Origin of the sequence: Trabulsiella guamensis ATCC 49490 (assembly GCF_000734965.1) — a bacterium.
GTDB lineage: Bacteria > Pseudomonadota > Gammaproteobacteria > Enterobacterales > Enterobacteriaceae > Trabulsiella > Trabulsiella guamensis.
In genome coordinates this window covers 169,612-184,890 of sequence record NZ_JMTB01000117.1, presented here as the reverse complement: position 1 = coordinate 184,890, position 15,279 = coordinate 169,612, and the positions used below count along the sequence as shown (strand labels likewise).

The window sequence follows — 15,279 nt, the reverse complement described above, 5'->3', positions numbered from 1 at the left end:
CAGATTTCTGGGATGAACCCTCACAAACAGGACAGTTAACCTAAAGCAAATTGTCTTACATCCTTTTTTCCGCTCCAGGTCGTATTCTCCATCGAAAAAAGATTTTCCGTGTTTGTATATTCAGCAAACCGGATTCAGGGGTAGCAACGTAATTTAAGTTAGTTTTCGACTGAATGGAGTATGTATGAAAAAGATCGTTAAGTGGTTAGCGGCATTTGCGGTAGTGGGGGCATTGGCAGGCTGTGCACGCACGGTGCCTGTCGATAACGTTCATTCTACGGTCAGTGCTGGACACACCGCAGAACAAGTGAAGGCAGCCATCCTCAAAGCCGGGCCACAACGTCAGTGGATAATGAATGAAATCTCCCCTGGGGTGATTAAAGCGCGCCAACAGTCAGCCGGACATATTGCTGAAGTCCGAATTAATTACACAGCGACCGGTTATTCGATCAACTACGACAGCAGCGTGAACCTGATGGCTTCTGGCGGGAAGATCCATAAAACCTACAACCGCTGGGTACGTAACCTGGATAAAGACATCCAGATTGCACTTGCCTCAGAAGCGCCGCTGAAATAAGCGTTTCCGCTGACATCGGGCCATCCGTGGCCCGATAAATAACATTTTTACTCAACAGGCAGCCCTTTCATGTACGAACAGGACTCACTCAGTGCGTTGGATGCCATCACGGAAGCCCAACGAATTGCCTTTGCGCCAATGCTGTTTCAAACCGCACTATGCCTGCGTAATGCAGGAATACTGGCGTATCTTGATGACCAGAGAAAACTCGGGGCGACGCTGGATGACATCGTCCCGCACAGTAACCTGAATGAGTATGCTGTCAGTGTCTTACTGGACATGGGATTAAGTGGTCGCATTATCACCTGCAAGGAGGGGCGCTATCGTCTGTCCAAAGTGGGGCATTTTCTCCAGCATGACACCATGACCCGTGTGAATATGGATTTTACCCAGCATGTTTGCTATCAGGGATTGTATTTCCTGGAAGAAGCACTGAAGTCGTCGAAACCCGCCGGGCTCAAAGTCTTTAGCGATGCCGAAACGATTTACCCGGTGTTGTCGCAACTCCCTTCTCCGGCCTGTGAAAGCTGGTTTGCGTTTGATCATTACTATTCAGATGCTGCATTTACCGCCGCTTTGCCCTTTATTTTCGCCAGACGGCCTGAAACCCTGTACGATGTCGGCGGCAATACAGGTAAGTGGGCACTGCGCTGTTGCCAGTATGATGGAAATGTCACCATTACGCTTCTCGATCTCCCGCAGCAAATTACGCTGGCGCGGCAAAATATCGAAAATGCAGGTTTATCTCATCGTATCGACTTCCATGCTGTGGATATGCTTGGTGACGCGCCGCTACCTGGAGACGCCGACGTCTGGTGGATGAGCCAGTTTCTTGACTGTTTCTCACCTGAGCAGATTATCGCCATGCTCAGTCGCATCGCCAGCGTCATGAAACCGGATGCCCGTTTGTGTGTCATGGAGCTGTTCTGGGATGCACAAAAATTTGAAGCCGCCTCGTTTAGCCTGAATGCCTCGTCGCTTTACTTCACCTGTATGGCAAACGGTAACAGCCGTTTTTATAGCGTGGATAAGTTTTATCGCTATCTGGAGGCTGCAGGTTTCCAGGTGGAGCAACGTATCGATAACCTCGGCGTTGGGCATACATTACTGGTATGCAAGAAGTTTTAATATCCCAGCAGATTTGAGGGCCAGTAACGGCCAGAATACTCGCTGCTGATTTACCGCGGATGCGCGTTGATGAAATTTGCATTAAACCTGATCGACTGGCTGGCCAGAGCGCCTGGAATAAGTGAAGCGTCACAGTGGCAACAATGGTCACTGGCGCCGTATGCCATCGATCCCAACGGTGCTCAGGCGAAACTCACTGAGCTGCCGATGATGACCGCCAGACGGTTAAATTCCGGTAGTAAGCTCGCCGTCGACTGTGGCCTGACGATGCTGCGCAGGCATGACATCGACGCGGTACTTTACACCAGTCGCCATGGTGAGCTGGAGCGTAACTATCGCATTCTCCAGGCGCTGGCAACGGGGCAGTCAGTCTCACCGACCGATTTCGCCATGTCCGTCCACAATTCTGCGGTGGGTAACCTGACCATTGCCGCGAAGCATCCGGTGGTCACCTCCTCGCTGTCTGCAGGAATGGATACCTTCCATCAGGGGCTCTGTGAAGTCATTTGCCTGCTTCAGGGGGGATATCAGCGGGTATTGATGGTGGATTTCGACGGTTTATTGCCTGATTTCTATCATCCAGGGCTGGATCCAGAAATGCCGACATGGCCGTTCGCCGTTGCGCTGGTGTTTGAAGCCGGCGAAGAATTGCAATGTGCAACGCAAAGCGGAAGCGAGGGTACAGAAGCACCGCTGCCGCAAAGTCTGCAATTTTTGCAGCACTACCTGAGCAACGCCTCCGAATTCAGTATTCCAGGAGAGAAAGTTCACTGGCGCTGGAGTCGCGCATGATCCGCTCACTCGCCTCTCCTGAACGCCTGTGGCGTCTGCTCATGACCGGACTGTGCTTTGTGCTGTTCGGTCTGGGCGGTCTCCTGCTCTCTCAGGTCTGGTTTAACCTGTTGCTGTTGTGCGTCCGTAATCGGTATACGCGCAGACGTCTCGCCAGACGCAGCATTTCCGTCAGTTTCCGTGTTTTCCTGACCATCGCCAGAACTGTCGGTGCGCTGGATTACCGCATTTACAACGCCAGAACATTGCGTGAGGAACAGGGCTGCCTTATTGTCGCCAACCATCCTACGCTACTCGACTATGTGCTGCTCGCCTCGGTCATGCCGGAAACGGATTGTCTGGTGAAAAGTTCGTTGCTGAAGAACCCGTTTCTCAGTGGCGTGATCCGCGCGGCGGATTATCTGATTAACAGCGAGGCTGATGCCCTGCTGTCGCAAAGTCAGACCCGACTTGCCCATGGCGACACCATTATGATTTTTCCCGAGGGCACACGCACGCGTCCCGGGGAGAAAATGACACTGCACCGCGGCGCGGCCCACATTGCCGTGCGCTGTCACTGCGATATCCGTACTGTGGCTATTCGCTGCAGCGAACATCTGCTCGATAAACAAAGCAAGTGGTATCACGTTCCCCCCACCAGACCGCTGTTCGAAGCCACGCCTGGCGAGCGCGTGCAGATTGACCATTTTTGTGATGTTAACGAACAAGAACCGGCACGGGCAGCAAGGCAGCTAACCCGGCATCTTTTATTGAAATTACAATCAGTTGAATCAACTTTTTCAGGACTTAATGATGCAAGCGCTTTATCTTGAAATAAAAAATCTCATCATCAATACGCTAAATCTGGATGAACTGACGGTCGATGACATCGATACGAACGCCGCCCTGTTCGGTGATGGTTTAGGCCTCGATTCTATCGACGCGCTTGAACTGGGTCTGGCCGTAAAAAACCAGTATGGCATCGTACTCTCGGCGGAAAGCGAAGAGATGCGTCAACATTTTTATTCGGTGGCGACGCTTGCCACGTTCATTCATTCCCAAAGCGCCTGATAACGAGTTTGCTATGACACAAAAACAAGACATTTTCGACGAAGTGTCCGCGCTTCTGATCAAACTGTTTGATGTTGCCCGCGAAGATATTACCCCCGAGGCGCGTCTGTATGAGGATCTGGAGCTGGACAGTATCGATGCCGTAGACATGATCGTGCACCTGCAAAAAAAGACCGGTAAGAAGATCAAGCCGGAGGAGTTTAAAGCCGTGCGGACGGTGCAGGATGTTGTCGATGCGGTTGACCGCCTGATGCGTGAAGCGTAATCGCTCATGGGTGGCTCCAGGACGTTGCCAGTAATACCCATCGTGACCGGGGCGATACTGTTGGCCTGGCCATTTGTCGTGTGGTTCGGCCTGATGCACAACAGTCTGCAATGGCTGCTTCCGGTAATGGCACTCATGTTGATGCTCCGTTTACACCAGGCGCGAAAAAATGCCGGGCCGATGCGTTTTGTTATGCAAAGCGCGGCGCTGGCAGGCATCGTGCTATGCATCGCCAGCGCGCTTCTGAAAACGCACCAGCTTCTGCTGTTCTACCCGGTAGTGGTGAATATGGTGATGCTGACCGTGTTTGGCGGCTCACTGTGGACTGCCATGCCGCTGGTCGAGCGACTGGCGCGCCTGCATACACCTGAGCTCCCTCCTGCTGGTGTCCGCTACACGCGTCGCGTTACGCAAGTCTGGTGTTTCTTTTTCATCGTCAACGGCGCGATCGCGCTTTTTACTGCGCTGCGGGGCGATATGCGACTCTGGACAGTCTGGAATGGCATGATTGCCTATCTGCTGATGGGGTCGTTAATGGCAGGTGAATGGCTGATTCGCCGCCGGTTCATTATGCGAGATTTACCATGAATCAGACGCTGGCGCTGGCGCAGTGGCTCGACACATCCCGGCCTGATGAGACTGTTATCGCCTGGCTCGGCGATCATACCTGGACGCTGGGACAGCTTCGCTATGATGTGGCGTTACTGGTAGAGGAATTACAGCGACAGGAAGGCGAGCGATGGGCGCTCTGTTTTGAAAATAGTTACCTGTTCATTGTCGCCCTGCTGGCGACATTAACGAGTGGGAAAACGCCGGTTATTCCTGGCCACAGCCGTGTTTCGCTTCTTGAAGAGCAGCAATCGTTGTTCAACGGCGTATTGAGCGATAAACCACTGGACTGGCGGGGCCGGTATCTGGTAGTCAGTTCTGCGCGAAAGCACGATGCCGCACTTCCCCCTCTTCCTCCGATAGCGGAAGGCGGGTTCATCGAATTGTTTACTTCCGGCTCGACAGGGCTGCCGAAGCGGGTGGTGAAAAGCATCGCCTCACTCGACAAAGAAGCATCGATGCTGGCTGTACGTTTTGCCACACGGGTGGCGGGGTGCCGGGTGATTGCTTCAGTCGTACCGCAGCATCTGTATGGTCTGACATTCCGCATCTTTTTGCCGATGTCGCTGGGATTGCCGCTACATGCCGCCATGCTGTATTACGCAGAACAACTGGCCGCCGTGGAGCATGGCCATCGCTATTTGTTCGTCAGCAGCCCGGCGTTTCTCAAACGACTGGATGCGCAGCTTACTCCGCCCCCCGTGTCAATTATCCTTTCAGCAGGCGGCATGTTGCCCTGGCAGGATGTCATCGATACGCAGGCGTGGCTCAATGTCTGGCCGGACGAAATTTACGGCAGTACTGAAACCGGTATTCTCGCCTGGCGTTATCGCCAGCAGGATGATGTCTCATGGTTGCCCTTTCCGGCGGTCAGCATAACGCCTGAGGGAGACGCGTTCCGCGCAGTTTCACCGCTTATCGCTCAGCAAACCGGGCTGTTGCTCGATGACATTTTGCATTTTGAGGATAACGGAACGTTTCGCCTCATCGGGCGACGGGGCCGGGTCGTGAAGATCGAAGAAAAACGCATTTCGCTCAGCGAGATTGAACAACGTCTGGTGGCGCTGGAAGGTATTCGTGACGCTGCAGCACTGCCCGTTTCGCGTGGGGGTCGCCAGGGTATAGGCGTCCTGCTGGTGCTGGACGACCCGTTACGTCAGACATGGCGGGAAACCCACAGCAAGTCGCTGGAACTGTCATGGCGGCGCGCGCTGCTTCCCTGGCTTGAACCGGTCGCCATTCCTCGTTACTGGCGGGTGCTCGACGAGATCCCGGTCAACAGTATGAACAAGCGTGTCTATGCGCAACTGCAGGAGTTATTCAATGAAACCCCATGAAATGGCGCGGTATCAAACAGCCCCCGATCAGATCGACATCATCCTGAATCTCGAGCCGACGCTGTTCTGGTTTCAGGGACATTTTGCCGTGCAACCGCTATTGCCCGGTGTTGCGCAGCTTGACTGGGTCATGCACTACGCCACGACATTACTGGCGCCCGGTTTTCGTTTTCACAGCATTCAGAACGTGAAATTTCAGGCCCCGTTGTTGCCAGAAAACACGGTAACTCTGACACTGAACTGGCAGGAAGCGCGGCAAATACTCACGTTCAGCTTTCAGCGCCATGAGGGTGATGCGCGCCATACGGCCAGCAGTGGGAAAATTCGCTTATGCCGCTGACTTTCGCACCCTGTGTGGTGATCCCCTGCTATAACCATGGTGCGATGATGTCGCGTGTACTGGCGCGTCTTGCGCCACTCGATCTGCCCTGCATCATCGTCGATGATGGCAGTGATGATGCAACCCGGCAGGTGCTGGAAACGCTCGCGGCCCACCACCCGACGCTGACGCTGATTCGGCTGACGCAAAATGCAGGCAAAGGCACGGCGGTCATCTGCGGATTGCAGGCGGCGCACAACGCAGGCTTCACCCATGCCGTACAGGTCGATGCGGACGGGCAACATGCGATTGAAGACATCCCTGAGTTGCTCGCACTCTCGTCCCGATACCCTGGCGCATTGATATCCGGGCAACCCCTTTATGATGATTCCATTCCCCGTGCGCGGTTGTATGGCCGCTGGGTGACGCACATCTGGGTCTGGATTGAAACACTCTCACTGCAATTAAAAGACAGCATGTGTGGCTTTCGTGTTTATCCCATCGCCCCGACGTTATCGCTTGCCAGCCGTGTCTCTCTTGGCAAACGAATGGACTTTGATACGGAAGTGATGGTGCGCCTCTACTGGCAGGGCAACACCAGCTACTTCGTGCCGACCCGCGTCACCTATCCGCAGGATGGTTTATCCCACTTTGACGCCCTGAAAGACAATCTGCGTATCTCGCTGATGCACACACGTCTGTTTTTTTGGCATGTTGCCACGCATCCCCACACTATTGAGGCGTCGCCGGACGCAGCACTGGGCGAAACAGCAGGAAGTCAAAGGATTATGGGGAATGCGCCTGATGCTGACCGTCTGGCGGTTACTGGGGCGTCAGGCTTTTTCGCTGTTGCTCTGGCCCGTCACCGGGGTTTACTGGTTGACAGCCAGCACGGCGCGTCGTGCTTCACAAAACTGGGTTGCACGCGTACGTGAACAGCTTGTGGTCCGCCAGTTACCCGTGCCGCCACACCTCAACAGCTACCACCATTTCTTACGCTTTGGTCACGCCATGCTCGATAAAATTGCTGGCTGGCGTGGCGAGATCCAACTGGGGCGGGACATGGTGTTTGCTCCTGGCGCTGAAGCCGCGCTGAGCCCTGAAGATCCTCAGGGCAAATTGATTCTGGCCTCGCATCTGGGCGATATCGAAGCCTGCCGCGCCATTGCTCAACTGAAAGGTGTGCGAACGATTAATGCGCTGGTGTTCAGCGATAATGCGCAACGTTTTAAACAGATCATGGAAGAGATGGCCCCACAGGCGGGACTTAATCTGTTGCCAGTGACCGATATTGGCCCGGAAACCGCCATGCTGCTGAAAGAGAAACTGGATCGCGGCGAATGGGTGGCCATTGTCGGCGATCGCATTGCGGTTAACCCACAGCGTGGCGGTCACTGGCGGGTGACATGGAGTCCCTTCATGGGGCAACGAGCCCCCTTTCCGCAGGGACCATTTATACTCGCCTCGATTTTGCGCTGCCCGGTGCTGCTGCTTTTTGCTCTCCGCCAGCAGGGCAAGCTGCATATTCACTGCGAGCCGTTTGCCGATCCGCTCCTGTTACCCCGGGCTGAACGCCAGGCAGTACTTGAACATACCATCCATCGTTATGCCGAACGGCTTGAACATTATGCGCTGATATCACCGCTGGACTGGTTTAACTTTTTCGATTTCTGGCAGTTGCCTGACGCTGCAGATAAGGAGTAATGGGTGCTTGATGATCCCCGCTTTACCGCAGAAGTAGAATTGACCGTCCCGTTTCACGATGTGGATATGATGGGTGTCGTGTGGCACGGCAACTATTTTCGTTACTTCGAAATTGCCCGCGAAGCCCTGCTGAACCAGTTCGATTATGGTTACCGCCAGATGAAAGCCTCAGGCTATCTCTGGCCGGTGGTCGATACGCGAGTGAAATACCGTGATGTACTGACTTTCGAGCAGCGTTTTCGTGTACGCGCGCAACTCGAAGAGTACGAAAATCGCCTTCGGATCAGCTATCAGATTTTTGATGCCATCAGCGGTAAACGCACCACTACAGGTTACACCATTCAGGTCGCCGTGGACGAGAAGAGTCGGGAGCTTTGTTTTGTCAGCCCTCCCGTCCTGTTTGAACGCATAGGAGTTGCACCATGAAATTCTGGCCCGTTGTTATTCTGCTGCTCAGCCCCTGGAGCCACGCCGTCACGCTCGATGAACTTCAACAGCGCTTTACTGAACAACCGGTGATCCGTGCCCATTTCGCCCAGACACGGACCATCAAAGATATGCCGCAACCGCTGCGCTCGCAGGGGCAGATGCTTATCGCACGCGATACCGGGCTGCTCTGGGATCAAACCTCGCCTTTCCCGATGATGTTGATGCTTGACGACACCCGCATGGTTCAGAGGATCAACGGCCAGTCACCGCAGGTGATCACTGCAGAAAACAATCCGCAGATGTTTCAGTTCAACCACCTGTTGCGGGCACTCTTTCAGGCTGACAGGAAAGTGCTGGAGCAAAACTTCCAGGTCGATTTTCAGGACAAAGGCGACGGTCGCTGGACTCTGCGCCTGACGCCGATCACCACGCCACTGGATAAGATTTTTGCCACCATCGACCTGGCAGGAAAAACATATCTGGAGGCGATCCAGCTTAACGACAAACAGGGCGATCGGACGCATATCATCCTGTCACAACATCAACTGACGCCAGCCCAACTGACCGATGACGAACGCCAACGCTTTGCCGCCCAATAATGCCAGGCGCCTTGCGCTGCTCTGGGGTGTTACCTGCGCGCTCATGCTGGGCGCGCTACTGTTGCTTTTGCCGCAAACCAGACTGAACAGCAGTGTGCTGGCGATGTTGCCGAAACAGGCGCTGGGCGCCATTCCACCCGCCCTGAATGATGGATTTATGCAGCGCCTCGACCGGCAACTGGTCTGGCTGGTAAGCCCGGGGAAAACAGCGGATCCAACGGCGGCGCAGGCGTGGCTCGCGCAGTTAAAAACCACACCAGCGCTCGCCGGTGTGAAAGGGGCAATGAATGCCAGCGATCAGCAGGCGTGGGGCGCGTTCTACTGGCAGCATCGCAACGGACTTATCGACGCTGCCACTCGCGAACGGCTGCAACACGGAGGAAACGCGCAGGCGCAATGGATCCTGTCACAGCTCTACTCCGCTTTTTCCGGCGTCAGCGGTAAAGAATTGCAAAACGATCCGCTGATGTTAATGCGTGGTTCACAGCTGGCGATGGCGCAAAACAGCACGCGTTTGCGCCTGATGGATGGCTGGCTGGTCACTCAGGACGAGGACGGTAATTTCTGGTATCTGCTGCATGGCGAGCTGGCGGGTAACTCTTTCGATATGCAGCAAACCCACCAGTTGGTGAGCGAACTGAACGACAGGGAAACCGCCTTCAAAACCCGTTTCCCCCAGGCGCAGCTTCTGTCGCGCGGTACCGTATTCTATAGCGATTACGCCAGCCAGCAGGCAAAGCGCGATGTCTCTACGCTGGGTGTGGCAACGATCCTTGGGGTGATCCTGCTTATCGTTGTGACATTCCGTTCACTGCGACCACTACTCCTTTGTTTAATTTCCATTGGCACCGGTGCGCTCGCGGGTTCGGTAGTCACGCTGCTTTTGTTTGGCGAGTTACATCTGATGACGCTGGTGATGAGCATGAGCATTATCGGTATTTCCGCAGACTATACGCTCTATTATCTGACGGAACGGATGGTGCACGGCGCGGAATCATCACCGTGGCAAAGCCTGCAAAAAGTGCGAAACGCCCTGCTGCTGGCACTGCTAACAACGGTGGCGGCGTATCTGATCATGATGCTTGCGCCGTTCCCTGGCATTCGCCAGATGGCGGTGTTTGCTGCTGCCGGGTTAAGCGCCTCCTGCCTGACCGTCCTGTTCTGGCATCCGTGGTTATGTCGCGGCCTGCCGGTTCGACCGGTTCCGGCAATGACAGTCATGCTACGCTGGCTGGCCGCCTGGCGGCGAAACAAAACACTGTCCACAGGGCTTCCTGTGGTACTGGCGATCCTTTCGCTTGCAGGTCTGGCGACACTGCGCGTGGATGATGATATTTCCCAGCTACAGGCACTGCCGCCCACTATTCTGGCGCAGGAAAAAGCGATTACCCGTCTGACCGGACAGAGCGTCGATCAGAAATGGTTTGTGGTTTATGGCGATACACCAGAGCAGACGCTGACCCGCATGGAGGCGTTTATTCCGGCACTGGAGAAAGCGCGTCATGACAAACTGCTCGCGAATTTCCGCACCCTGCCACTTAACTCACTGGCGCGCCAGCAGCAGGATTTGCAACTGTTGCGCGAGGCAGCGCCGACGGTCAGCCAGGTGCTGGCCAATGCGGGGATGACAGCGGTGAAACCCGATCTCAGCGCCATGCCGGTTTCTGTTGACACCTGGCTTGCCAGCCCGGCCAGCGAAGGCTGGCGTCTGATGTGGCTGACGCTGCCTGACGGAATGAGCGGCGTGCTCATTCCCACCGAAGGCGTTAAAGAGAGCGCGGCGCTGAATGCGCTGGCGAAGTTACACCCTGGTGTAGCGTGGGTCGATCGCAAGCAAACATTTGATTCCCTGTTCGGCCTGTACCGGACGATTTTAACGGTACTGCTGGGCGTGGCGCTGGACGTGATTGCCTGCGGAGCCATCTTCCGTCTGGGCTGGCGCAAGGGGTTCATTAGCCTGATTCCCTCGGTGCTCTCACTGGGATGCGGGCTGGCGGCACTGTCACTAAGCGGGCACACCATCAACCTGTTTTCATTACTGGCGCTGGTACTGGTATTAGGGATCGGTATTAATTACACGCTGTTTTTCAGTAACCCGCGCGGAACGCCGTTAACGTCGCTCCTGGCGATTACGCTCGCGATGATCACCACCCTTCTGACGCTGGGTATGCTGGTTTTCAGCGCCACGCAGGCGATAAGCAGCTTCGGCATTGTGCTGGTGAGCGGCATTTTTGCCGCATATCTGCTGTCTCCACTGGCAATGCCTGACAAAAAAAGAGAAAAACGATAATGAGGATGTCCTTCTGGCGTGCTACCGCCCTGTTCACTGTCATGCTGCTTGCCGGTTGCAGCCATTCAACCCAGGATAGCACCGGGCGTCCGCAGGCCTGGCTGGAGCCGGGTTCCCGCGTTACGTTGCCTGCACCGGGTATTACCCCCGCTGTAAGTTCGCAACAACTGCTGACCGGCACTTTTAAAGGTAAAACGCAGTCATTGCTGGTGATGCTCAACGCCGACGATAAGAAAATTACCCTGGCGGGGCTTTCATCTGTGGGGATCCGTCTTTTCCTCGTCACCTATGATGACCGCGGCCTGCATACCGAGCAGTCTATTGTGGTGCCACAACTGCCGCCTGCCAGTCAGGTGCTTGCGGATGTCATGCTGAGCCACTGGCCCATCGCTGCCTGGCAGCCGCAGTTACCAAAAGGCTGGACGCTGACCGACGCGGGGGACAAGCGTGAACTGCGCAACGCGCGTGGCAACCTGGTCACAGAAATCATCTACATGCAGCGAGAAGGCCAGCGCGAACCCATCAGCATCGAGCAGCACGTTTTTAAATACCACATCACCATTCAATATCTGGGTGACTGATATGATTTATATTTCTGCCATCGGCATGATTAACGCTCTGGGAAATGACAACGCAGAGATAGCCCGTAACCTGACGCGCGGTACGGCGCCAGGAATGCGAGCGCGTGCCGGCTGGTTGCAGGGCTATCCCACCGCCATACTCGGCGGTGTGGACAGCGAATTGCCTGCCATCCCGGCATCATATTCCGGGCATCACACCCGCAATAACCAACTGTTGCTGGCGGCGCTGGCGCAAATTCAGCCACAGGTTGACGCTGCCATTGCGCATTATGGCCATGACCGTGTTGCAGTGATAATGGGTACCAGCACTTCCGGACTGAACGAAGGCGATGAGCACGTTCATCTGACGCTCAATAACGCCGCCAGCCCGCGCTGGCAATATTCGCAGCAGGAGCTGGGCGACCCGTCACGTTTTTTGAGTCACTGGCTGAAGCTGGAAGGCCCGGCATTTACGCTTTCGACGGCCTGCTCATCCAGCGCACGGGCAATCATCAGCGGTCGTCGCCTGATTGAGGCCGGGCTTGCTGATGTCGCAATCGTGGGAGGCGCGGACACCCTGAGCCGGATGCCAGTGAACGGTTTTAACAGTCTGGAGGCGCTCTCTCCTTCGCTCTGCCAGCCCTTCGGCCGGGATCGCTGCGGCATTACGATCGGCGAAGGAGCCGCATTGATGATGCTGACCCGCGAGCCTCAGCCGCTTGCGCTACTGGGTGTTGGAGAATCCAGCGATGCCTGGCACATCTCAGCACCGCATCCACAGGGAGAAGGCGCGATCCGCGCCATCAATCAGGCACTGAACGATGCAGAACTTCAGCCGGATGATGTCGGCTACATTAACCTGCACGGCACCGCCACCACGCTTAACGACCAAATTGAATCTCAGGTAGTACATGATCTGTTCGGCGATCGGGTTCCGTGTAGCTCAACCAAACACCTCACCGGCCATACGCTGGGTGCCGCAGGGATCACCGAAGCCGCCCTCTGTGCGCTCATCCTGCAATATAACTTACCGTTACCTCCGCAGGATTTTAGCGTCTCGCCACCTGATCCGACCCTGGCGACCTGCGGCATTCTGCACCAGGCTCAGCCGCTGGCACGCCCGGTGATCCTGTCGAACTCTTTCGCTTTTGGCGGCAACAATGCCAGTATTTTATTGGGAAAAAGTGTATGAATCACTATCTGCCACCTGTTGAATATCTGCCGCATGATGCGCCGATGCTGCTGCTTGAAGAGGTCGTCAGTGTTACAGAAAGCAGTGCACATTGCCGGGTTGCAGTCACCCGCGATGGTGTTCTGGCGCCCTTCATTGATGCGCAGGGAAACTTACCCGGCTGGTATGCGCTTGAGCTGATGGCGCAAACCGTTGGGGTCTGGTCTGGCTGGCATCGTCACCAGCAAGGGCAAAACGCAATTACGCTGGGCATGGTGCTTGGCGCACGTGAGCTGGTATGTGCCACTGGAGCGCTGCCTGGCGGCGCACGGCTCGACGTTGATGTCAGGTTGCTGATGCAGGATGAACGTTTCGGCAGTTTCGATTGTACGATTTTTACCGATGGCGACAGCGTTGCAACAGGCCGCATCAACACATTCCAGCCCACGGCAGAGGAATTAGTTTCACTTTTCAGGCAGGGAGATACGGCATGAACCGTTCCGTTCTGGTTACCGGCGCCAGTAAAGGCATTGGACGCGCTATTGCCCGTCAGCTTGCCGCCGATGGTTTTACCGTTGGCATCCATTATCATCGCGACAAAATCGGTGCAGAAGAGACGCTGTACAGCATTGAACAGGCGGGAGGCCAGGGACGTCTGCTGAGTTTTGATGTCAGCAATCGCCAGCAATGCCGCGAGATACTTGAGCAACAGATCGAACACTATGGCGCCTGGTACGGCGTAGTCAGTAACGCGGGTATTGCCCGCGACGGTGCCTTTCCGGCGCTCAGTGAAAGCGACTGGGATAGCGTGATCCACACCAACCTCGATAGTTTTTATAATGTTATCCACCCGTGCATTATGCCGATGATTAGCACCCGTCAGGGCGGGCGGATTATTACGCTGTCCTCTGTTTCCGGGGTCATGGGCAACCGGGGTCAGGTGAATTACAGCGCAGCGAAAGCCGGAATTATTGGCGCGACTAAAGCGCTGGCTATCGAACTGGCAAAACGAAAAATCACCGTAAATTGTATTGCGCCAGGGCTGATTGACACAGGCATGATCGAAATGGAAGACGCGGCGCTGAAAGAAGCGATGGCGATCATCCCAATGAAACGAATGGGTCAGGCAGAAGAAGTCGCCGGGCTGGCAAGTTATCTAATGTCTGATATTGCGGGTTATGTGACTCGCCAGGTGATATCCATCAACGGAGGGATGCTATGACTCGTCGGGTTGTCATTACAGGTATGGGTGGCGTAACGGCTTTTGGTGATAGCTGGCAACAAGTCTCACGTCGCTTACTGGCTTATGAAAATGCTGTACGCAGTATGCCGGAATGGCAGATTTATGATGGTTTGCACACCTTGCTTGGCGCCCCCATTGATGATTTTGTGCTGCCAGAACATTATACCCGCAAGCGCATTCGCGCGATGGGTCGCGTCTCTCTGCTCTCTACCCGTGCCAGCGAACTGGCACTGGAACAGGCTGGATTGATCGACGATCCCATTCTGACCAGCGGGCAGACGGGCATTGCATATGGCTCATCAACCGGCAGTACCGGCCCGGTAAGTGAATTCGCCACCATGCTCACTGAAAAGCACACCAACAACATCACCGGTACGACCTATGTGCAGATGATGCCGCACACCACCGCCGTGAATACGGGGTTGTTTTTCGGTCTGCGTGGGCGTGTGATCCCCACCTCAAGTGCCTGTACTTCCGGCAGCCAGGCGATAGGTTATGCCTGGGAAGCCATTCGTCATGGTTATCAAACCATCATGGTGGCAGGCGGCGCAGAGGAGCTGTGCCCTTCCGAAGCGGCGGTATTTGATACGCTGTTCGCCACCAGCCAGCGCAACGATGCACCGAAAACCACACCGTCGCCTTTCGATCAACAACGCGATGGGCTGGTGATTGGTGAAGGCGCCGGTACGCTGGTCCTTGAAGAGCTGGAACATGCCACTGCGCGCGGGGCGACAATTTACGGTGAAATCATTGGCTTTGCCACAAACTGCGATGCCGCGCATATTACCCAACCGCAGCGGGAAACCATGCAAATATGCATGACGCAGGCGTTACACATGGCCGGACTGAGTCCAAAGGATATCGGCTACATTTCCGCGCACGGCACCGCCACTGATCGGGGTGATATTGCCGAGAGCCAGGCCACCGCAGCGCTGTATGGCGACAGCGTGCCGATCTCATCGCTAAAAAGCTACTTTGGCCATACCCTCGGCGCCTGCGGCGCGCTGGAGGCATGGATGAGTCTGCAGATGATGCGGGAAGGCTGGTTTGCTCCCACTATTAACCTGACGCAACCAGATCCGCAATGTGGGGCGCTGGATTACATCATGGGTGAAGCGCGTCATATTGACTGCGAATTTCTGCAAAGCAATAACTTCGCATTCGGTGGGATCAATACGTCGTTAGTCATTCGACGCTGGGCCTGAA

General features: G+C 55.4%; 17 protein-coding genes and 1 pseudogene. All 18 read left to right on the top strand.

The genetic code is table 11. From position 1 onward, the window contains the following. The first annotated feature begins 184 nt into the window (after window positions 1–184). Complete coding sequence (locus tag GTGU_RS21340; protein WP_038162106.1) at window positions 185–577, top strand: lipoprotein; 393 nt, start codon at window positions 185–187, stop codon at window positions 575–577. 69 nt (window positions 578–646) lie between these two features. Next, entirely contained in the window at window positions 647–1,705 is a 1,059-nt protein-coding gene (locus tag GTGU_RS21335) for a class I SAM-dependent methyltransferase (RefSeq protein ID WP_038162103.1), read from the top strand. Window positions 1,706–1,774: 69 nt separating this feature from the next. Further along, on the top strand, window positions 1,775–2,497 hold the full coding sequence (locus tag GTGU_RS21330) for a beta-ketoacyl synthase chain length factor (RefSeq protein ID WP_038162101.1): 723 nt from the start codon (window positions 1,775–1,777) through the stop codon (window positions 2,495–2,497). Next, a complete protein-coding gene (locus GTGU_RS21325; RefSeq protein WP_211252878.1) occupies window positions 2,476–3,309 on the top strand; it encodes a lysophospholipid acyltransferase family protein in 834 nt (277 codons plus the stop codon). The genes GTGU_RS21330 and GTGU_RS21325 overlap by 22 nt, the downstream gene beginning before the upstream one ends. Beyond that, window positions 3,290–3,547, top strand: a complete 258-nt coding sequence (locus GTGU_RS21320; protein ID WP_038162095.1) for a phosphopantetheine-binding protein — start codon at window positions 3,290–3,292, stop codon at window positions 3,545–3,547. The genes GTGU_RS21325 and GTGU_RS21320 overlap by 20 nt, the downstream gene beginning before the upstream one ends. 13 nt (window positions 3,548–3,560) lie before the next feature. Further along, a complete protein-coding gene (locus GTGU_RS21315; protein ID WP_038162092.1) occupies window positions 3,561–3,812 on the top strand; it encodes an acyl carrier protein in 252 nt (83 codons plus the stop codon). A 6-nt stretch (window positions 3,813–3,818) separates the two neighbouring features. Next, window positions 3,819–4,400, top strand: coding sequence for a COG4648 family protein (locus tag GTGU_RS21310; RefSeq protein WP_038162089.1), 582 nt, complete (start codon window positions 3,819–3,821; stop codon window positions 4,398–4,400). Continuing rightward, the gene (locus tag GTGU_RS21305; protein WP_038162086.1) at window positions 4,397–5,758 is read left to right on the top strand and encodes an AMP-binding protein; all 1,362 of its coding nucleotides are present in this window, start codon (window positions 4,397–4,399) and stop codon (window positions 5,756–5,758) included. Before GTGU_RS21310 ends, GTGU_RS21305 begins: the two co-directional genes overlap by 4 nt. Beyond that, entirely contained in the window at window positions 5,745–6,098 is a 354-nt protein-coding gene (locus tag GTGU_RS21300) for an ApeI family dehydratase (RefSeq protein WP_038162084.1), read from the top strand. The genes GTGU_RS21305 and GTGU_RS21300 overlap by 14 nt, the downstream gene beginning before the upstream one ends. Then, window positions 6,089–7,781, top strand: a pseudogene (locus tag GTGU_RS21295) (glycosyltransferase family 2 protein). The gene GTGU_RS21300 and the pseudogene GTGU_RS21295 overlap by 10 nt, the downstream one beginning before the upstream one ends. A gap of 3 nt (window positions 7,782–7,784) precedes the next feature. Further along, window positions 7,785–8,207 (top strand): acyl-CoA thioesterase, encoded by a 423-nt coding sequence (locus tag GTGU_RS21290; RefSeq protein ID WP_038162082.1) that lies wholly within the window; start codon window positions 7,785–7,787, stop codon window positions 8,205–8,207. Then, a complete protein-coding gene (locus tag GTGU_RS21285; protein WP_038162078.1) occupies window positions 8,204–8,809 on the top strand; it encodes an outer membrane lipoprotein carrier protein LolA in 606 nt (201 codons plus the stop codon). Before GTGU_RS21290 ends, GTGU_RS21285 begins: the two co-directional genes overlap by 4 nt. After that, window positions 8,778–11,099 (top strand): MMPL family transporter, encoded by a 2,322-nt coding sequence (locus tag GTGU_RS21280; protein ID WP_038162075.1) that lies wholly within the window; start codon window positions 8,778–8,780, stop codon window positions 11,097–11,099. Before GTGU_RS21285 ends, GTGU_RS21280 begins: the two co-directional genes overlap by 32 nt. Then, a complete protein-coding gene (locus GTGU_RS21275) occupies window positions 11,099–11,680 on the top strand; it encodes a DUF3261 domain-containing protein (protein ID WP_084222833.1) in 582 nt (193 codons plus the stop codon). The genes GTGU_RS21280 and GTGU_RS21275 overlap by 1 nt, the downstream gene beginning before the upstream one ends. A 1-nt stretch (window position 11,681) precedes the next feature. Beyond that, window positions 11,682–12,851, top strand: a complete 1,170-nt coding sequence (locus GTGU_RS21270) for a beta-ketoacyl-[acyl-carrier-protein] synthase family protein (protein WP_038162069.1) — start codon at window positions 11,682–11,684, stop codon at window positions 12,849–12,851. Then, window positions 12,848–13,324 carry a hotdog family protein gene (locus GTGU_RS21265; RefSeq protein WP_038162066.1) on the top strand — a complete coding sequence of 159 codons (477 nt, stop codon included), beginning with the start codon at window positions 12,848–12,850 and terminating at the stop codon, window positions 13,322–13,324. The genes GTGU_RS21270 and GTGU_RS21265 overlap by 4 nt, the downstream gene beginning before the upstream one ends. Beyond that, entirely contained in the window at window positions 13,321–14,052 is a 732-nt protein-coding gene (locus GTGU_RS21260) for a 3-ketoacyl-ACP reductase FabG2 (protein WP_038162063.1), read from the top strand. The genes GTGU_RS21265 and GTGU_RS21260 overlap by 4 nt, the downstream gene beginning before the upstream one ends. Beyond that, window positions 14,049–15,278, top strand: a complete 1,230-nt coding sequence (locus tag GTGU_RS21255) for a beta-ketoacyl-ACP synthase (RefSeq protein ID WP_038162061.1) — start codon at window positions 14,049–14,051, stop codon at window positions 15,276–15,278. Before GTGU_RS21260 ends, GTGU_RS21255 begins: the two co-directional genes overlap by 4 nt. The last annotated feature ends 1 nt before the right edge of the window (window position 15,279 follow it).

Bases quoted from the DNA above. Each gene is read 5' to 3' on its own strand.
- GTGU_RS21300 (WP_038162084.1), top strand. From the start codon at position 5,745: ATGAAACCCCATGAAATGGCGCGGTATCAAACAGCCCCCGATCAGATC.
- GTGU_RS21255 (WP_038162061.1), top strand. From the start codon at position 14,049: ATGACTCGTCGGGTTGTCATTACAGGTATGGGTGGCGTAACGGCTTTT.
- GTGU_RS21260 (WP_038162063.1), top strand. From the start codon at position 13,321: ATGAACCGTTCCGTTCTGGTTACCGGCGCCAGTAAAGGCATTGGACGC.
- GTGU_RS21315 (WP_038162092.1), top strand. From the start codon at position 3,561: ATGACACAAAAACAAGACATTTTCGACGAAGTGTCCGCGCTTCTGATC.
- GTGU_RS21275 (WP_084222833.1), top strand. From the start codon at position 11,099: ATGAGGATGTCCTTCTGGCGTGCTACCGCCCTGTTCACTGTCATGCTG.
- GTGU_RS21265 (WP_038162066.1), top strand. From the start codon at position 12,848: ATGAATCACTATCTGCCACCTGTTGAATATCTGCCGCATGATGCGCCG.
- GTGU_RS21320 (WP_038162095.1), top strand. From the start codon at position 3,290: ATGCAAGCGCTTTATCTTGAAATAAAAAATCTCATCATCAATACGCTA.
- GTGU_RS21280 (WP_038162075.1), top strand. From the start codon at position 8,778: ATGACGAACGCCAACGCTTTGCCGCCCAATAATGCCAGGCGCCTTGCG.
- GTGU_RS21330 (WP_038162101.1), top strand. From the start codon at position 1,775: ATGAAATTTGCATTAAACCTGATCGACTGGCTGGCCAGAGCGCCTGGA.
- GTGU_RS21285 (WP_038162078.1), top strand. From the start codon at position 8,204: ATGAAATTCTGGCCCGTTGTTATTCTGCTGCTCAGCCCCTGGAGCCAC.
- GTGU_RS21270 (WP_038162069.1), top strand. From the start codon at position 11,682: ATGATTTATATTTCTGCCATCGGCATGATTAACGCTCTGGGAAATGAC.
- GTGU_RS21340 (WP_038162106.1), top strand. From the start codon at position 185: ATGAAAAAGATCGTTAAGTGGTTAGCGGCATTTGCGGTAGTGGGGGCA.
- GTGU_RS21305 (WP_038162086.1), top strand. From the start codon at position 4,397: ATGAATCAGACGCTGGCGCTGGCGCAGTGGCTCGACACATCCCGGCCT.
- GTGU_RS21335 (WP_038162103.1), top strand. From the start codon at position 647: ATGTACGAACAGGACTCACTCAGTGCGTTGGATGCCATCACGGAAGCC.
- GTGU_RS21310 (WP_038162089.1), top strand. From the start codon at position 3,819: ATGGGTGGCTCCAGGACGTTGCCAGTAATACCCATCGTGACCGGGGCG.